Raw genomic sequence first — 16,526 nt, forward strand, 5'->3', positions numbered from 1 at the left:
TACTGCAACCATCAACACGAGGCGTCAATGTGTGGGCGTTCGACCATCTGAACGGCCGCACTGGCGGAGCCCTGAGCGTACAATGCGCGCGGGCCCCTCTTGCGGACAGGGATGGCTGACGGATAGCATCGGCTGTCCGCTCTACAAGCGCAGGGTAGACCGGGCTAGGAATGCCCATGGCCGACACGCACCCGAGCATGCGAAACAAGGGAACCGGACTGAGCTCGGGGGTCTACCGAGTCGAGGCGCAGATCGCGTCGGGCGACATGCTCGATGTGCGTCGCTTCCATGTCACCGAGCGGATGTCCTCGCTCTTCGAGGTCCAGATCGTCGCCGTATCGGACAACCCGGATATCGACTTCGAAGCCGTCATCGGCCAGCCCATGACCTTCACCGCGCACGCGAATCAGACCCGCGTCTGGTCCGGACTGTGCAGTCACCTCCAGCAGGTGGCCGTCGAGGAGCGCTACCTCTCCACCTACGAGCTGACCCTGGTCCCGCGGCTCTGGCTCGCCACCCAGCGCCGCAACTACCGCATGTTCCAGCACAAGTCGGAGGTCGACATCGTGCTGCAGCTCCTCGGCGAGTGGGGCATCTCCCCCACGCGGCAGCTTGCCGGCGAGTACAAGAAGCGCAAGTACCGCGTCCAGTACGGCGAGAGCGACTACACCTTCATCAGCCGCATGCTGGAGGACGCCGGGGTGAGCTTCTACTTCGACAACGGCGGAGAGAGCCGGCTCGTCCTCGACGACCGCCCCCAGGCGAACGTCGCCCGCGTGCCCATCACTTACCGCGATCACCCGACCGACGCCGACCGCGAGCACGTCACCAAGGTCGTCGTCGGCCGCCGCCTGCGACCCGGCAAGTACACGGTGCGCGACCACGACCACCGGAGGCCCGCGAACTACAAGCTCCTGGCCTCCGCCTCCGGCGCCGGCCCCGTGGAAGATCAGCTGGAGCGCTTCCATTATGTGCCTGGCGCGTTCCTGTTCGAAAGTCAAAAGGGCGAGAGCTCGCCGACAGCCGACGATCAGGGCAAGTACCGCGCGGACGAGTCCGAGGGCGAGGCGCTCGCTCAGCGTCGGCTGGAGGCGAAGCGCGCCTCGGCACGGGAGATCGTGTTCAAGACCAACGTCATCGATCCCGCACCGGGCGCCGTCCTCTCGTTCCTCGAGCACCCGAAGAGCGAGCTCGGTCCCGACAAGAAGCTGCTCGTCCTCGAGTCCCAGCTCTCCGGCGAGGTACCGGCCGAGTGGGAGCACTCCTGCGTCGCCGTGAGCGCCGACGCGCCCTACCGACCGCCGCTGCGCACGCGCAAGCCCCGCGCGCAGGGCGTCGAGAGCGCCACGGTGGTCGGTCCGCCCGGCGAGGAGATCCACGTCGACGAGTTCGGCCGCGTGCGCGCCCACTTCCACTGGGACCGCGAGAGCAAGATGAACAACGACTCGTCGTGCTGGATCCACGTCAGCCAGCCCTGGGGCGGCGCCGGCTTCGGCGGGACCAACCTGCCGCGCATCGGACAGGAGGTCATCGTGGACTTCCTCGGCGGCGATCCCGACCGGCCCATCATCGTCGGCCGCGTGTACACCAACCTCCAGAAGACGCCCTACTCGCTGCCCATGAACAAGACGCAGAGCGGCTGGAAGAGCAACTCGAGCCCGTCCACGTACGGCTACAACGAGATCATGTTCGAGGACAAGGCCGGTAGCGAGCTCGTCAGGATGCAAGCCGAGAAGGACCTCCACAAGCTGGTCAAGAACGATCAGGAGACGACGATCGGCCGCGACCGGACGACGGGGATCGGCCACAACGAGGACGTCACGGTCGGCAACAACGCCACGAAGAGCGTGCTGAATAGCCTGCGCGAAGCGGTGGGGATGATCCGCGCCCGCGCCGTGGGTGTCGACGAGGTAGTGCAGATTGGCCGGAATCAGACCATCGACGTCGGGGAGAAGATCGAAATCACGTGCGGCAAATCGAAGTTCGTGATGGACAAGGACGGCAACATCACGCTCAAGGGCGTTAGGATCCTGGTCGATGGGAGCGAGCATGTCCAGGTCTTCGGCGATCCGATCGATCTCAACTAGCCCTGAATGCGGTCGCAGAAAGCGGTTCGAGCCCGGAGCTTCACGCCGAGCCACATCCCGCGGCGTCCCGTCCGGTGTCGTCCTTCTTGGTGTCCATGCAGGGACCAAGATCGAGTTCGTCATCGATCCTACGTGAGCAGTGCCATGCTGGCCGTGAATCGAACCGCCTTTGCTGCGACGCACCTCATCGACGGCACCCGCGTCGCCGTCCACCGCCGCTAGCCATGTTGGCCGCCAACGCGACCCCCTTCGCCGCGCTAGGGTTCGAGCAGAAGCACCGTGACGGCGCAGCCATGGCCGTCGTCGCGGCAAGGGGCACGCTTCTACTCTCGCCCGAAGGCCGGCTGTCGATCGCCCCCGATCAATCCTTGATCCTCGCCGACGAGTACGAGGGTGATCCGCATGCGACACCGATGCTCCGGGTCGGCCTGCTCATCCCTTTCAAGCCCGCGGCCGACGTCACCCTCCTCGCTGATGGCCACGCCCCCGGGGGCGTGGCCGCGCACGTCTGGCAGGTGGGCGCGCGCGTCGGGGAATACACGCGCTTCCTGAGGGCGTATGCGCCGCGCGCGTTCGAGCCGGACGCCGGCGGGTTTCGGCTTTCCACGGGAGAGCCGGCGGCCCGCGCGTCCATCGACTACCGATCGGCCGCCGGCGGCATCGTCATCGGCGATCCCGAGGGCAACGTCGACGCGCGCAACCCCATCGGCCGGGGCGTCCTCGATCGCCGCCACACGCCGGCCGATCGCGCCTACCCCGCGCCCACCATCGACAGCGAAGCCGAGCCTGTGGGCGACCCGGCGGCGCGGCCAGAACCGCAGGGCTTCGGGCCCGTGCCGCCCTGGTGGCAGTTTCGCAGCCGCTTTGCCGGCACCTACGACGACGCCTGGCTGGCGACTCGCCACCCTCAGCTCCCCGCCGATTTCGACTATCGCTTCTACCAGACCGCGCACCCCGGCCTGGTCTTGCCCGGCCATCTCCGCGGCGACGAGCGCGTCGAGCTCCAGGGCCTCACGCCGGGGGGCGGCGCGCTCGCGTTCACGCTGCCCGGCCACTCGCTCTGGGCCTGGTTCAAGTGGGAGCGGGGGCGCCGCGTCCCGGTGCGCCTCCACCTCGATGGCATGCACATCGATGTCCGCGGCGAGCCGCCTTGGTCTGTCCAGCTCACCTGGCGCGCCTGGGTGGCCATGTCGCAGGGCTTCGATCGTATCGATCTCGCTGCCGCGAGCCTCGAAGAGGCCGCGGCGCTGCCGTGGTGTGACGAGCGAGGGCTCGTGAGCCCGGGGAGCGACGCATGAGCATCCCGCGCGAGGGCAGCCGCGACATAGGCGAAGGCATCATCGTCTCGACCTGCCCGGATGTCTGCAAGACGCCGGTCGGCCCGGCGCTCGTCCCCATCCCTTATTCGATCTACGCAAGGCAGAACCAGGCGGCCGTGGACACCGCGACCACCGTGCTGCAGACCGGCGATCGGTCACACAACATGGGATCGAAGGTGACGACGTGCCAGGGTGACGAGCCGGGCAGCGGGCTCGGGGTCAAATCGGGCACGGTGGGCAGCGTCTGCGAGCCCAAGACCTACTCGCCCACCGTGCGCATCGAGGGCAGGAACGCGATCCGCCACGACGACGCCTGGTGGATGAACGACCGCAACACCGAGGGGAAGCTCATCTTCGTGCGGGACACGCGGGTGATGAGCGCCAGCGACCGCCCGGTCCAGGTCGCCTTTCTCGACACGACGGGGGCCTACACGGGCACGGGCACGGCCACGACGCCGGGGAGCGCGCCCGCCGCGGGGCCCATGGGGGCGGCCGCCAGGCTCAACGCGCTGCTCGGCCTCGGTGCGCTGGGAGCAGGCCTCGGGGAGATGGCCGGTCAGTATTACATCGGCAATGAAGGCATGTTCGCCCGGAGCATCGATCAGCACCTTTATGGCCAGATGAGCGCCGACCAGCGGAGCGCCGCGTATGGATCGAGCGGCTGGTACTGGAACCAGGTAGATAGCACCAACAATCAGCTCTCGCTCAAGGCGGGCACCCTCGTCGACTTCCGCCAGATGACGCCCGAGCAGCTCGAGCAGCTCGTGAGGCAGCCGTGGCCCTCGGCCGAGAAGATCCGGCAGAACGCCGAGCGCCTGCGGGCGCAGCGCGCGCGACAGGAGGAAAATGCGCGGCTCGCCGCCGCAGCGGGCAACGTGCGCGTGACGCGCGAGCGAGACCGGCCTTGCAACGTCGGCCCATACAGCACTATCCGCGGCACGTGCGAACCCGGCTACCAGGCGCACCACATCGTGCCCGACTACACCCTTCGTTATGGCACGAGGGCCGAGGGCGAGGCGGGGATGAAGCGCATCCCCAACTTCCCGTCATTCGACGACGGGCCCGCCATCTGCCTCCAGGGCAACGCCGGCGACGACGGCTCGGAGCACTGGGAGGCGCACGGCGTGGACGCGAGCATCGCCCAGCTGGGCGTGAACGGCACGCCGCCGGGGACGACCGCCATCGGCAGCATCATCGACCTCTCGGAGAATCAGGTCGTCAACCTCCGCCGGGAGTGCGAGGCGCAGATCCGCGCCGCGGTGCAGGCGGGCTTCGCCGGGGTTGACCGCGCGCAGCTCGGCCGCACCACCATCATGCCGACCGTGGCCGGGAGCCCGCAGTACGAGGCGCTCAGCACCGGCATGCGCCCGGGCGGTCGCTACTGAGGTCGAGGGAGACATCACCATGACGACGCCGCTCACCTTCACCCGCGCCAAGGCCGCTGCCGCGGACTTCCTCTGTGTCGCCGGCGTGCCAGACGGCCAGGAGCCCTTCACGCCGTTCACCCGGCTCTGCCGTTACGATGCCGGCGATCCGGGGCCGGTGAAGTGGTTCTACGACGACCTCCAGGTCGCGGTCACCTCGATCGCCCGCTTCACCCCCGCGCCCGGCGCGCCGACCTCGTCCTGCGTGCTCTCCGCCGAGGGAGACGTCGTGCTCGTGCGGCCACCGTTCCCGCGCGAGAAGATCCCCGGCGCCGGCATCACCTCGCCCGACGCCGAGCGCTGGGGGCGCCTCGCGCGCCTCCGCCCTGTCGGCGACCACCTCTACGCCTGCGGCGACGGGGGGCAGGTCTATCGCCGTGTCGGCGGAGACTTCGGCGCCGGCCGCTGGGAGCACCTCGATCGCTCGCTCTTGCAAGATCCCGAGGAGCGGGCCCGGGCGCTCCTGCGCGCGCCGAGCTCGCCGGCCGCGGAGCACAAGGTCTTTTACTGCGTCGACGGTCCACGCGAGGACGAGATCTACGTCACCGGGACGCGCGGCACGATCCTCGTCTGGGACGGCGCCACGTTCACCGCTCTCCCGCCCGTCACGGCCGCGGCGCTGGTGAGCATCTTCGTCGAGGACGAGAAGCGCATCTGGATCTGCGGGCGCGAAGGCACGCTCCTCCGCGGCAACCGGCGCGAAGGCTTCCGCGCGGTCGCGGTCTCGGGCCGGCGCCAGATGTTCACGTCGATCACCAGGCACGACGGCCGGATCTACCTGGCAAGCGGCGCCAATCCGCGCGGCCTCTTCACCTACGAGCGCGGCAGCCTCCGGCGAGTCTCGACCGGGCTCGTGCCCGAGATCGAGGACGCGCACACGGTCGACAGCGTCGGCGGCGCGCTCTGGGTCGTCGGCTCGAAGGACATCGTGCGCCTCGAGGGCAGCCGCTGGGAGCGGATCGACCACGTCGACAACGCTCCCATCCGTTGACACTCGACGGTCATCGGATGATGTGCGCGTGGTTAGCGTGGGATGCCCCTCGAGTGGTGCGAGGTGAGGATGCGAATCGTCTTGTCGCGCCTACACGCATGACACCGACCAGGCCCGGCGTGGAGGCAATCACCTCGGATCCGTACCCTGCGGCCGACGTCATCGAGCCGCCGCATCCGCACGCGCACGCGCTCGGGCTGGCCCTGGCGATCGCGGTCGTGACCCTGCGCCGATGACCGCCACCCGGTGCCCTTCCTCAAACACCGACGTCGCTGTGAAGGCGACCGCGACGAGGGGCTCACCGCTGCCTCCGCCACCGGTGCCGCCCGGGCTGCGGCCGTGCCGTGGTGCCGCGGAGGGCTGGTGCCGCGGAGGGCCAGAGCCGCCGTGTGGTGCACGGAGCTCGGCGGGCGCGACGGCGCGCTGCTGGCCGCCCGCCATGCCCTCGAGCACACCCCATGCCGACGGGAGACGACGGGAGAATCCGAGGAGAGCTCCACCTCAGGGGTGGCGGCGCCATGGCGGAGAGTGGCAGCGACCCCCTCACGCCTTGGTACGCTAGCCCAACGCATCGGCGTTCGGCCGCGAGTACCGGAGGGAGGCCCGAACAGGCCACCCCGCGGCTGCTGGCGCTCGCGGAGGCGCGGCTCGGCTGAGGCCTCAGGCGCCGCGCAACCTCAGCGCCTCGGCGACGGTCGCCGACACCGAGCGCGAGGTAAACAAGCCTCTCCTCATCGCCTGACGTCGATTCCTTTTTCTCTTAGGCGCCGGATGATGTCCTGACCGTTCATCTCCCAGAGGTCACCAGGGTCGATCTCTTCCACCTGGCCGTCCCTCCTCTTCACAATCCACACCTCGTATTCGCGATTCTTTCTATTCCTGGCGGTGCCAATCGCGATGGATGCGACCTCCGCGAGACGAAATCCCTTCACGGTCGGCGCGAACCAGAACCCCGTAGTCTGCTCCAGCTTCTGGTCGTCGAGGACGACCCGATCCATCGCCAGCATCGGCGCGAAGAGGCCGCCGGCTACCGCAGAAACTCCAAATGCGATCAAGGCGATTATCATCGGCTGACGCTTCCACAGCAGGAGCGCGCCGATCGACGCAGCGAGCACCGCGATGGCGATCGCAATGCCGGGCACATAGCTTGGGAACCTGTAGATCATGCTGTCTTACCTGACGTACCTGGCGTTCTACCGCGAGACCCGGGCGAATGTGAGGGACGGGTTCGTCTCACCCGCGGGGATGCGGGGCACCGGCGAGGGGCTCTAGCGCATCTCGTGCTCGCGCCAGAAGGCGAACGCCTCGTCCAGGTACACCTCCTTCGCGCCGTGGCCGAACGGGTGCTCGGCGACGCGCACGGGCCAGCCCGCGCCGCGCAGCACGCCGGCGAGGGCGCGGGCCGAGCCGCCCACCGTGTCGTGGGCCCCGAAGCCGATGTAGAACGGCCTCGGCGCGAGCGTCGCGAGCTGGGGCGTCGCGTGGCCTCCCCCGCCGGACATCGCGCCGAACCCGTCGGCGTCGATCCCGCCGCGCAGCGCGAGCGCCGCGGCGAAGTACGCGCCCGACGACGAGCCGGCGACGTACACCCGCGAGAACGAGACGCCGGTGATCTCCTCGAGCGTTCTCCGCTTCTCCACGAACGTCGCGACGAGCGCGGCGGCGTGCTCCTCGTACGCCCGCTCTCCCGTCGGCCAGCCCCGCCAGCTCGCGTAGCCCTTCGGCGCGAGGCCGACCTTGCCGCGCGGGATCAGCGCGGCGACGCCCGCGCGCCGGGCGGCGTGGGACACGACCGTCTCGACGTTGGTCTTCTGCTCGCTCTCCTTCCCCGGCGGGACGATCCCGTGGAGATAGAGCAGCAGCGTCCGGGTCGGCGCGTCGGGCAGCACGTAGCATGTCTCCTCGTCGAGCGCGCCGACGCCGTCGATGCACCAGTCCGTCTCGACGCGCGGCGGGCGCGCTCGGGGCCACGGCGCCGGCTCGGGCGGCGCAGTCGCGGCCGCGGTGACGGCCGGGGTCGGAGCCGCAGCCACGAGGCCGGCATCCGCTGCATCGAGCGCGGCCCCGTCGGGCGCCGGCGCGCGTGCTCTCCTCGGAGCGTCTGCCGTGTTGCTGCATGCGCAGAGCGCGACCGCGAGCGCGCCGAGCAACGCCGCGATCCACCGCGCCGCGCCTCCGGAGGAGGACCCCATGACGCGACGCCCAGGGCCGGCCAGCTCGCCGCTCGCTACCAGCTCGCCGCTCGCTACCAGCTCGCCGCTCGCTACCAGCTCGCCGCTCGCTACCAGCTCGCCGCTCGCTACCAGCTCGCCGCTCGCTCGCCGCCCCATCACCCTGCGCGCGCGTCGCTCACCGCGATCAGCGCCCCGAGCGCCGCTGCGCACACCGTCTCCGTGCGCAACGTCAGCGCGCCGAGGCGCACCCGCTCGAACCCGAGCGCCGCGCACATGCCGAGCTCCTCCGGCGTGAACCCGCCCTCCGGTCCGACAGCGAACGCCGCCTCCATGCCCGGCGACAGCGCGGCCAGCCGCGCGCCGAGCGGCGTCTCCGCGTAGGGATCCAGGCACATCCCCAGCGCGCCGCCCTCCGTCGACGGCGCCGCCCGCGCCTCGGCGAGCGCCGCCGCGAGGCTCATCGGCGCCTCCACCCGGGGCGCATCCCCGCGGCCGCACTGCCGCGCCGCCTCCACCGCGATGCGGCGCCAGCGCTGGCTCCTGTCCTCGGCGGGCCGCGCCACGCTCCGCGCCGAGATCGCCGGGATGATCCGCGTCGCCCCGAGCTCGGTCGCGTCGCGCACCACCGCGTCCATCTTGTCGCCCTTGCCCACCGCCTGGATCCACGTCACGCGCCGGCCAGGCCGCAGCGCGGCCGGGCGGGGCGCGTCGATGCGCGCCTCCGCCCCGCGGCGACCGATCGACTCGAGCGTGGCCTCCGCCTCGACGCCGAGCTCCGGATCGAACACGACGAACCGATCCCCCTCCCGGAGGCGGTGCACCCGCACGACGTAGCTCGCCGCCTCGGGCGGCAGCGCGATCACGCCGGCCGCGATCGCGCCGAGCGGCACCCGCAAGAGCCCCTGCCCGCTCATCCGGGCGAGGACGCCGCGCCGCCCGGCCCGCGGAACAGGAGCGCCACCCAGCCCTCGCCGCCCGCGTCGCCCCGCCCGGCCCTGCGATCGCCGCTCGGCGACGCCGGATCCGGCCGGGTCGCGACGTGCTCGAGCGGGCGCGGCAACGACGTGTACCGCGCGATCAGATCGTCGCGTTCGCTCTCGAGGATGCCCGACAAGATCAGCCAGCCGCCCGGCTCGAGCACACGCGCGAGCTCCGGCGCCAGAGGCCGGAGCACCCGCGCCTCGATGTTCGCGACGACCCACGGGAACCGCCGCGTCACCCCCTCGACCACGCCGGCGCTCGCCTCGATGCGGCCCTCGAGGCCGTTGCGCGCCGCGTTCTCGAGGACCACCTCGATCACATCCTCGTCGTTGTCGATCGCGACCGCCCGCTCCGCGCCGAGCAGCAGCGCGACGAGCGCGAGGATGCCGCTGCCCGTGCCCACGTCGAGGATCTCGCGGCCGCGGAGCTCCGCCGCGTGCTCGTCGAGGAGCTCCGCCACGAGCGCCGTCGTCGCGTGGAGCCCCGTGCCGAACGCCCTGCCCGGCTCGAGCAGGAGCACCCGCTCACCCTCGCGCTCGGGCGCGCGCTCCGCCCACGGCGGCACGACTGTGATCGTGGGCGTCAGCGCGAACGGCGCGAAGTGCTCCTTCCACGCGTCGCGCCAGGCGTCGCCCACCACCTCCTCGAGCCGCGCGGCGAACGGCGGCGAGAGCTCCCCGAGCGCCGCGATGGCCTCCATCGCCTCGCCGTGATCCTCGAAGCTGGCGACGAGCGTCACCTGGCCCGAGCGCGCGCCGCGGACGAGCGTCTGCTCGTCGCGCTGCTCGACGCCGCTGGCGCCCAGCTCGAAGAGCAGGGCGCCGATCTCGTCGGCCTCCGGCTCCGGGACATCGACTGCAACGAACGGGTATCGAGGCTCCACCTGGCTTGCTCCGTGACGGGCCGCCGGCCTAAAGAGCGGCCGCGGCGCGGACGGGAGCCTAACGAAATTCCCGCAGAGAGGCGCGGCCGATCGCGCGGAACCGCTGGAACACGCGGAGCATTTTTAACGTCCCACGTAGCGGCGCCGCGCCGGAACCGAGACGAGCACCTCGGAGCGCGACGCCGGCGGCGGCACGCGCTCGCCGTCGTGGAGCACCATCGCGGTGAGCCGCCCCCCGTAGACCGCGCCCGTGTCGATCCCGGTCGCCCACGCGTGCATCTGCGGCTCGCTCCGCGCGTTGTGGCCGAACACCACGTGCGGCGGGCCCTGGTACGTCTGGCCCCACAGCGTCTTGCCCCCGCGGCGCTCGACCGGCTCGCCGTAGCGGCCGAGGCAGCGCACGTACATCAACGTGTGCGGATCCTGTCGCTCGATCGGCAACCCCGGGATCAGCCCCGCATGGACGACACGGAGCCCGTGCTCCGGCAGATCCAGCCAGTACGGCAGCGTCTCGAGCCACGCCCAGTCCCGCTTGCGGAGCTGCTGCGCGGTCTCCTTCGAGAGCTCCCCCAGCGGCTCGCCGCGAGGATCGCTCCGCCCTGCACGCCAGCGGAGCAGCCGATCCTCGTGGTTGCCCCGCACGGAGATCGCGCCGACCTCCCGGAGCAGATCGAGCGTTCCGCACGGATCGGGGCCGCGCACGATCAGATCGCCGACCATGACGACCCGATCGCCCGATGCGAGGCCCACGTGCTCGATCAGCCGCGCCAGCTCATCCCGGCAGCCGTGAACGTCACCGATGATGATCGTGCGCGGCATCTCACACCCAACGTAGCAGGGACGCCCGTTCCATGGGGGGCGCCCAGGCCCGTCCCCCCGGGCACGGCAGAACCGCGCGGCCCCGCCGGCGAGTGCGCGGTTGCCACCACGCGCCGCCCCGCGCCTCCGCGCACCGCGATCGGAATTTTACATGCAATTCAGGAGTTTTGCACGCGAGCCACCTGGACGGCGCCGCGCCGGGCCTCGGTCAGGCGCACTACGGGGAGTCGATCTTCGCGCGCTTCGGGATCACGACGATCCCGCCCTCGCTGACGAACCACTTCTTGCGGTCCTCCTCGAGGTTGAAGCCGATCTCGGCGCCGGCGGGGATCTCGACGTCCTTGTCGATGATGCAGCGACGGAGCTTGACGTGGCGCCCGATCTTGACGTCCTCGAACAGCACGCACTCCTCGATGTGGCTGAAGGAGTTCACGCGGACCCGGTTCGAGAGCACGCTGCGGTGGATCCTGCCGCCGGAGATGATGCACCCGAGCGAGACCAGGCTGTCCGTGGCGATGCCGACGCGCGCGTTCGCCTCGTCGCGGAACACGAACTTGGCGGGCGGGTCGTGGCTGATCCCGGTCCGGATCGGCCAGCGCGGGTTGTAGAAATTGAACGCCGGCTGGATGCTGACCAGATCCATCTGGGCCGCCCAGTACGCGTCGATCGTCCCGATGTCGCGCCAGTACCCGGCGCCCTCGTCCTCGCCGGGGACGCGGTTCTCGTGGAAATCGTAGACGTAGACGCGGCTGCCGCTCTGGACCATGCGCGGGATGATGTCGCGCCCGAAATCGTGCGCGCTGTCCTCCGTCGCGGCGTCGTGCTCGAGGACGTCGAGCAGCGCCTTCGTCTTGAAGATGTAGTTGCCCATCGACGCGAGGCACATGCCCGGCCTGCCGGGCATGCTCGGGGGATCCTGCACCTTCTCGTGGAAGGCGAGGATGCGCCCCGACTCGTCGCACTCGATGACGCCGAAGGACCGGGCCTCCTCCTTCGTCACCGGGATGGCGGCGACGGTCACCTCCGCGTCGCGCGACAGGTGATCGTGCAGCATCTGGCGCACGTCCATCTTGTAGACGTGGTCGCCGCCGAAGATGCAGAGGTGCTCGGGCGACTCGTCCGTGATGACGTGCTGGGTCTGGTAGACGGCGTCCGCCGACCCCTTGAACCAGCTCTTGCCCGTGCGCTGCTGCGCAGGGACGGTCTCGATGAAGCTGTCGAGCATCGGCGAGAGGCGCCAAGCTCGGGCGATGTGCTCGTCTAGCGACGCGCTCTTGTACTGCGTGAGGATCTTGATGCGGTGCAGGCCGGAGTTGACGAAGTTCGAGAGGACGATGTCGATGATCCGGTACCGGCCGCCGAACGGCACGGCCGGCTTCGCCCGGTCGTGCGTCAACGGGCCGAGCCGGCGGCCCTCGCCGCCAGCAAGGATCATCACCAAGACCTTCGACGCTTCGAAAGCGGCGCGCAGGTTCGTCTCGCGCATGGGACGGAGAGGGTACTCGATCGATGTTGCCATCGCGAAGAGCGGAAACGCGTCCTTCGCGTATTCGAGGCAACCCGGGACCGGGAGAACGCCGCGGAGAGCCGCGCAACCCGGCCTGGCGGCGCCGAGCCCAGCCGGGCGGGGCGCGCTGCGGGCCTCGCCGAGCGCGCCTCTCGTGCCCTCCTGCCCCGCGATGGGCGGCGCCGGCAGCGGCCCGTCGCGCTCTGCCGCCCTCCGCCCCTCCGCCCGCCCTCCGCCGCGGTGCGCTGCCGCGCGTCGATGCGCGACGATGCGCGACGATGATCGATGAAGAGAGGGGGACGTCGCCGTTTCTCTTTACGATCGAGTCGCGGCCGTGTTAGCCGTTTCCGCCGTCGCGCGCGCATGCGAGAGGCGCCTGACCCGCACGCGGCGCACCGCTGTCCGAGGGCTATTCCAGCGCTGGATCTTTCCTGCTGGAGGTGCCCGTCACGCTGACCTTGGAGATGCCATGAACGCCCGATTCGGTCGAACCCTCCTCGCCGCCATCCTCCTCGTCGCGGGCACTTCAGGGTGCGGAACGGACGAGCAGCCCTACCAGGCAAAGCCCGCCTTCAGCGGCCGCAAAGCGACCCTGCCCGCGGTGCCGACGCTGCCCGCAAAGAACAAGAAGCAGGGCGACGCATACACGGTCTGGGGCGTCACGCACGACCTCCGGAGCCGCGTCCACTTCGAGGACGTGAACGGCAAGAAGATCTCGATCGTCGGCTACATCGTCAAGACGAACCTCGCCGAGGCCCCCGCCTGTGCCGTGCACAAGACGGGCAAGGGTGACCCGCCGGACTGCAAGGCGCCGGTCCCGAGCTTCGCGATCGCCGACGAGAAGGGCGAGACCAAGGACATGATCGACGTCATGGGCTGGGCCTCGAACTTCGCGCAGATCTACAGCATGATCGAGGCGATCGACAAAGCGCCGCGCGGCAAGGAGGGCGAGGCGAAGCTCACGGACGAGTTCTGGGGCCAGGAGCTGCCGAACCCGATCCCGGCCGTCGGCGCGAAGGTGAAGGTCACCGGCACCTACGGCGTGACGTTCACGAAGTCGACCGGCGGCGCGGCGGCCAACCCGAAGTACGGCATCATGTCCGCGGAGCAGATCGAGTTCCTCGAGCCGCCGCCCGAGAAGGCGACCCTCCCCGGCATGAAGCGCAAGCCCTGACGCCGTCGCGTCGGGCCGCTTCACGCCGCTTCACGTAAGGATGGACCGGATCCCGCTGCTCGGCTCGGTCGCCGCCGACTCGAAGACGGCATCGACGAGCAGCCGCCGCGCCAACTCGTCGTCCGCTTCCCGGCGATCGACGCGCACCAGCGACGCCGGCGCCTGACGGGTGATCGAGTCGAACGCCTCCCGATCGAACCGGTACAGCTCCTCCATCACGATCACGGCGTACGGCTGCGACGCCGCGCTCGTCGCCCGGAGCGAGCGCAGATCGCACTCACGCACCACCACCCCGAGCCTGGCCCCCGCCTCCCGGCACACGGCGACGAGCTCGGCAGGACAACCGGCCACGATCACGAGCGGAGCGGGCGGAGCGTTCGGGACCACGGCCTTGCGGGGCTTCGTACCGTCCTCCATGGGCGCCTCAACGTAGGCCATGAGTTGAGTACGCCGGCAAGGGAATTGTTTCGTCAGGCACGACTGGCGAGCCGGTCTTTCTGGGCGAGACAGCGGCGATCAACGCACACCGGGTCCCTGCTGGATGTGCCACCCCCGGCCCTCTGCCACGCCGATGAAACGGATCCGCCCCGACCGCTCCATATCGTCGACAAGCTCCTCCGCCTCGAGCTGCGAGATATCGATCCGGTCGCAGAGCACGTCCCGGAACCGGGTCTTGCCCTGCACGTAATCCTCGTCGATCAGCGTGCCGAGCGAGCTCGCCAGGATCTCGGCGGCCAGGTCGAGCGCCACCACGGGCGTGACCACGGTCTCGGCGGTCGTGCGGACGCTCTCGTCCGTCGTCTGGACGGCCGCGTCGCCCATCGTGACGCTCGCGTCTCCGGTGATGAGGGTGCCGTACTCGACGGTGCTCCGATCGGTCGTCATGACTCCACCTCGTCCGGGCTCGGGCGGGTCCGGAGGCCGCGCCCGCGCCAGGCTTCCTTCCTCGCTATGGAGCGCAGGAACGCCGAACGGAAGCCGAGCGGAAGCCGACACCGCGAGGGCGCCTCCGGAGACGTCGATCCCGGCGGCGATTTCAGGCGGCAATCCGCCGAAGATCAGGGAAGCTACCGCTCCTGCCAGGCCCATCGCTCGAGGGGGGAGGCCCTGGGCCACGAAATCATGATGTCGTCTCGCGAGTACTCCCCATCACGCCCCAGCCGCACGGGGGCGGCGCGCACGCCGATCCCTCGCGCGCGGGGGCTGATCCCGTTCCAGCTCGTCGGTCGGGTGCTGCTCCACGCGATCCTCGTCGGCGTGACGGCCGGCATCGCCGGCTCGCTGTTCTTCGCCGCCCTCGAGCTCGCCGAGCACGAGCTCTTCGTCGCGGTCACCGGCTACGAGCCGCTCCGCGCCAAGGGCGAGGCGGTGCTCGCGAGCGCGCGCATCGGGGCGTTCCGGCCGTGGCTCGTCCTCTTCCTGCCGGCGTTCGGCGCCCTCGTCGGCGGGGTCCTCACGACGAAGCTCGCGCCCGAGACCCGCGGCGGCGGCGGCGACGCCTTCATCCGGGCGTTCCACCACCTGGGCGGCAACTTCCGCCGCCGCGTCCCGTTGGTGAAGGCGATCGCCTCGATCTTCACGCTCGGCTGCGGCGGCGCCGGCGGGCGCGAGGGGCCGACGATGCAGATCGGCGGCGCGATCGGCTCGATCATCGGCCGCGCGCTCCGGGTGGACACGCGCGAGCGGCGGATCCTGCTCATCGCCGGCGCGGCCGCGGGCATGGCGGCCGTGTTCCGGACGCCGCTCGGGGCCGCGCTCCTCGCCGTCGAGGTGCTGCACCGCGACGACTTCGAGGCCGACGCGCTCATCCCGTCCATCCTCGCGAGCGTCGTCTCGTACTCGGTCTTCATTTACTTCTTCGGCGAGTCGACCCTCTTCGCGCACGCGCCCCGCTACCCGTTCATCCCGAGCCACCTCCCCCTCTACGCCGTGCTCGCGCTCGTCGTCTCGCTCGTGGCCACGGTGTTCCTCCGGACGCTGCACGCCGTGGAGCACACGGTGCACCGGATCCCGCTGCCGCCATGGGCGAAGCCCGCGCTCGGCGGCCTCGCGCTCGGCGCGCTCGTGACCCCGCTGCTCATGCTCCTCGGGCCGCGCTTCGACAGGCCGGGGCAGGGGTTCGGGATGCTGGGCGCGGGCTACGGGGCGGCCCAGATCGCGATCACGGGGGCCGCGTGGCTGCCGGGCGGGTGGACCTCGGTGCAGCTCCTGCTCGTGCTGCTCGCCACGAAGATCGTCGCGACCTCGCTCACCGTCGGCTCGGGCGGCAGCGCGGGGGACTTCGGCCCCTCGCTCGTGCTCGGCGCGCTCACGGGCGGGGCCTTCGGGCGCGCCGCGGAGCTCCTCCTCGGCGACCCGCGCATCGACCCCGGCGCGTTCGCGCTCGTCGGGATGGGCACGTTCTACGGCGGGATCGCGCACGTGCCGATCGCCTCGCTCGTCATGGTCTGCGAGCTCGCCGGCAGCTACGACCTGCTCGTGCCGCTCATGCTCTGCGAGGGCATCGCCTTCGTGGCGCTCAGGCACAGCACCCTGTACCGCGCGCAGGTCGCGACCAAGCGCGAGTCCCCGGCGCACCGGGGCGAGCTCATCGTCGACGTGCTCCGCAGCATCCGCGTCGCCGACATCGTCATCCGCAGCCGCCCGTTCGTGTCGTTCGAGGCGCGGACCCCCGCCTCGATCGTCGTCGAGCGCATCGCGGCGTGCGAGTGGCAGGACACCTTCCCCGTGCTCTCCGAGGACGGCAAGGTCGTCGGCACCATCGACGCCGAGATCCTCCGCGCCACCGCGACGAGCCCCGAGCTCTCGGGGCTCGCGATCGCGCACGACATGATGGCGAGCCCCGCCTCGGTCAGCGAGGCCGAGGACCTGCACCACGCGCTCCAGGTGCTGCTGGAGCTGCGCGTGCGGGAGCTCCTGGTCACCGACGCCGAGGGCAAGATCGTCGGCATCCTGGACGAATCCGACGTCACGCGCGCCTACCACGACGCGACGGCGGAGCTGGAGAGCGCGGGTCAGTAGGGCTCTCGGAGCAAGCGACAAACGACGGCGCGAGGCGGACGCATGGCGCGCTCGCCCTGGAAATTCGGGAATGGCCCGCTTTCCGACGCCTGCGCGGCGGCGCGGCGGACACGCGCGTGTCACGGGCGTCCGCGCGCGGATGTCCC

Annotated in this window: 15 protein-coding genes; 7 read left to right on the forward strand and 8 right to left on the reverse strand. The window is 70.7% G+C overall.

Annotated elements, in window-relative coordinates:
* Positions 1-176: 176 nt before the first annotated feature.
* From WMF14_RS38320 to WMF14_RS38340, 5 genes are all read left to right on the forward strand, one after another.
* Entirely contained in the window at positions 177-2,087 is a 1,911-nt protein-coding gene (locus tag WMF14_RS38320) for a type VI secretion system Vgr family protein (protein ID WP_437794529.1), read from the forward strand.
* 224 nt (positions 2,088-2,311) lie between these two features.
* Positions 2,312-3,385 carry a DUF2169 family type VI secretion system accessory protein gene (locus tag WMF14_RS38325; RefSeq protein WP_437323556.1) on the forward strand — a complete coding sequence of 358 codons (1,074 nt, stop codon included), beginning with the start codon at positions 2,312-2,314 and terminating at the stop codon, positions 3,383-3,385.
* Positions 3,382-4,791 carry a DUF4150 domain-containing protein gene (locus WMF14_RS38330; RefSeq protein ID WP_437794532.1) on the forward strand — a complete coding sequence of 470 codons (1,410 nt, stop codon included), beginning with the start codon at positions 3,382-3,384 and terminating at the stop codon, positions 4,789-4,791. Before WMF14_RS38325 ends, WMF14_RS38330 begins: the two co-directional genes overlap by 4 nt.
* A gap of 19 nt (positions 4,792-4,810) precedes the next feature.
* Positions 4,811-5,821, forward strand: coding sequence for a hypothetical protein (locus WMF14_RS38335; protein ID WP_437794535.1), 1,011 nt, complete (start codon positions 4,811-4,813; stop codon positions 5,819-5,821).
* 98 nt (positions 5,822-5,919) lie between these two features.
* On the forward strand, positions 5,920-6,057 hold the full coding sequence (locus tag WMF14_RS38340; RefSeq protein WP_437794537.1) for a hypothetical protein: 138 nt from the start codon (positions 5,920-5,922) through the stop codon (positions 6,055-6,057).
* 495 nt (positions 6,058-6,552) lie between these two features.
* On the opposite strand, the gene WMF14_RS38345 is transcribed toward WMF14_RS38340, so the two are convergent.
* The 6 genes from WMF14_RS38345 to glgC form a co-directional block, all read right to left on the reverse strand.
* Positions 6,553-6,987, reverse strand: coding sequence for a hypothetical protein (locus tag WMF14_RS38345; protein WP_272104067.1), 435 nt, complete (start codon positions 6,985-6,987; stop codon positions 6,553-6,555).
* 102 nt (positions 6,988-7,089) lie between these two features.
* Positions 7,090-8,013: an alpha/beta hydrolase gene (locus tag WMF14_RS38350; RefSeq protein WP_437794540.1), complete on the reverse strand. Its 924-nt coding sequence runs from the start codon at positions 8,011-8,013 to the stop codon at positions 7,090-7,092.
* A 137-nt stretch (positions 8,014-8,150) separates the two neighbouring features.
* Complete coding sequence (locus WMF14_RS38355; RefSeq protein WP_272104065.1) at positions 8,151-8,909, reverse strand: RsmE family RNA methyltransferase; 759 nt, start codon at positions 8,907-8,909, stop codon at positions 8,151-8,153.
* Positions 8,906-9,859, reverse strand: coding sequence for a 50S ribosomal protein L11 methyltransferase (locus WMF14_RS38360; protein ID WP_437794542.1), 954 nt, complete (start codon positions 9,857-9,859; stop codon positions 8,906-8,908). The genes WMF14_RS38355 and WMF14_RS38360 overlap by 4 nt, the downstream gene beginning before the upstream one ends.
* 123 nt (positions 9,860-9,982) lie before the next feature.
* The gene (locus WMF14_RS38365) at positions 9,983-10,678 is read right to left on the reverse strand and encodes a metallophosphoesterase (protein WP_272104061.1); all 696 of its coding nucleotides are present in this window, start codon (positions 10,676-10,678) and stop codon (positions 9,983-9,985) included.
* Positions 10,679-10,895: 217 nt separating this feature from the next.
* Positions 10,896-12,164 (reverse strand): glucose-1-phosphate adenylyltransferase, encoded by a 1,269-nt coding sequence (glgC, locus tag WMF14_RS38370; RefSeq protein ID WP_272104545.1) that lies wholly within the window; start codon positions 12,162-12,164, stop codon positions 10,896-10,898.
* A gap of 490 nt (positions 12,165-12,654) precedes the next feature.
* On the opposite strand from glgC, the gene WMF14_RS38375 reads away from it, so the two are divergent.
* Positions 12,655-13,359 (forward strand): hypothetical protein, encoded by a 705-nt coding sequence (locus WMF14_RS38375; protein ID WP_272104060.1) that lies wholly within the window; start codon positions 12,655-12,657, stop codon positions 13,357-13,359.
* 30 nt (positions 13,360-13,389) lie between these two features.
* Here the strand turns inward: WMF14_RS38375 and WMF14_RS38380 are convergent, their stop codons facing one another.
* Together WMF14_RS38380 and WMF14_RS38385 are read right to left on the reverse strand one after the other, a co-directional pair.
* On the reverse strand, positions 13,390-13,776 hold the full coding sequence (locus WMF14_RS38380; protein ID WP_437794546.1) for a hypothetical protein: 387 nt from the start codon (positions 13,774-13,776) through the stop codon (positions 13,390-13,392).
* Positions 13,777-13,875: 99 nt separating this feature from the next.
* A complete protein-coding gene (locus WMF14_RS38385; RefSeq protein WP_272104056.1) occupies positions 13,876-14,244 on the reverse strand; it encodes a hypothetical protein in 369 nt (122 codons plus the stop codon).
* 237 nt (positions 14,245-14,481) lie between these two features.
* Between WMF14_RS38385 and WMF14_RS38390 the strand changes: the two genes are divergently transcribed.
* The gene (locus tag WMF14_RS38390) at positions 14,482-16,380 is read left to right on the forward strand and encodes a chloride channel protein (protein ID WP_437794549.1); all 1,899 of its coding nucleotides are present in this window, start codon (positions 14,482-14,484) and stop codon (positions 16,378-16,380) included.
* Positions 16,381-16,526: the final 146 nt, after the last annotated feature.

Origin of the sequence: Sorangium sp. So ce693 (assembly GCF_051521375.1) — a bacterium.
Classification (GTDB): domain Bacteria; phylum Myxococcota_A; class Polyangia; order Polyangiales; family Polyangiaceae; genus Sorangium; species Sorangium atrum.

Bases quoted from the DNA above. Each gene is read 5' to 3' on its own strand.
- WMF14_RS38365 (WP_272104061.1), bottom strand. From the start codon at position 10,678: ATGCCGCGCACGATCATCATCGGTGACGTTCACGGCTGCCGGGATGAG.
- WMF14_RS38330 (WP_437794532.1), top strand. From the start codon at position 3,382: ATGAGCATCCCGCGCGAGGGCAGCCGCGACATAGGCGAAGGCATCATC.
- WMF14_RS38385 (WP_272104056.1), bottom strand. From the start codon at position 14,244: ATGACGACCGATCGGAGCACCGTCGAGTACGGCACCCTCATCACCGGA.
- WMF14_RS38375 (WP_272104060.1), top strand. From the start codon at position 12,655: ATGAACGCCCGATTCGGTCGAACCCTCCTCGCCGCCATCCTCCTCGTC.
- WMF14_RS38320 (WP_437794529.1), top strand. From the start codon at position 177: ATGGCCGACACGCACCCGAGCATGCGAAACAAGGGAACCGGACTGAGC.
- WMF14_RS38325 (WP_437323556.1), top strand. From the start codon at position 2,312: ATGTTGGCCGCCAACGCGACCCCCTTCGCCGCGCTAGGGTTCGAGCAG.
- WMF14_RS38390 (WP_437794549.1), top strand. From the start codon at position 14,482: ATGATGTCGTCTCGCGAGTACTCCCCATCACGCCCCAGCCGCACGGGG.
- WMF14_RS38345 (WP_272104067.1), bottom strand. From the start codon at position 6,987: ATGATCTACAGGTTCCCAAGCTATGTGCCCGGCATTGCGATCGCCATC.
- WMF14_RS38335 (WP_437794535.1), top strand. From the start codon at position 4,811: ATGACGACGCCGCTCACCTTCACCCGCGCCAAGGCCGCTGCCGCGGAC.
- WMF14_RS38380 (WP_437794546.1), bottom strand. From the start codon at position 13,776: ATGGAGGACGGTACGAAGCCCCGCAAGGCCGTGGTCCCGAACGCTCCG.
- glgC (WP_272104545.1), bottom strand. From the start codon at position 12,164: ATGCGCGAGACGAACCTGCGCGCCGCTTTCGAAGCGTCGAAGGTCTTG.
- WMF14_RS38350 (WP_437794540.1), bottom strand. From the start codon at position 8,013: ATGGGGTCCTCCTCCGGAGGCGCGGCGCGGTGGATCGCGGCGTTGCTC.
- WMF14_RS38355 (WP_272104065.1), bottom strand. From the start codon at position 8,909: ATGAGCGGGCAGGGGCTCTTGCGGGTGCCGCTCGGCGCGATCGCGGCC.
- WMF14_RS38340 (WP_437794537.1), top strand. From the start codon at position 5,920: ATGACACCGACCAGGCCCGGCGTGGAGGCAATCACCTCGGATCCGTAC.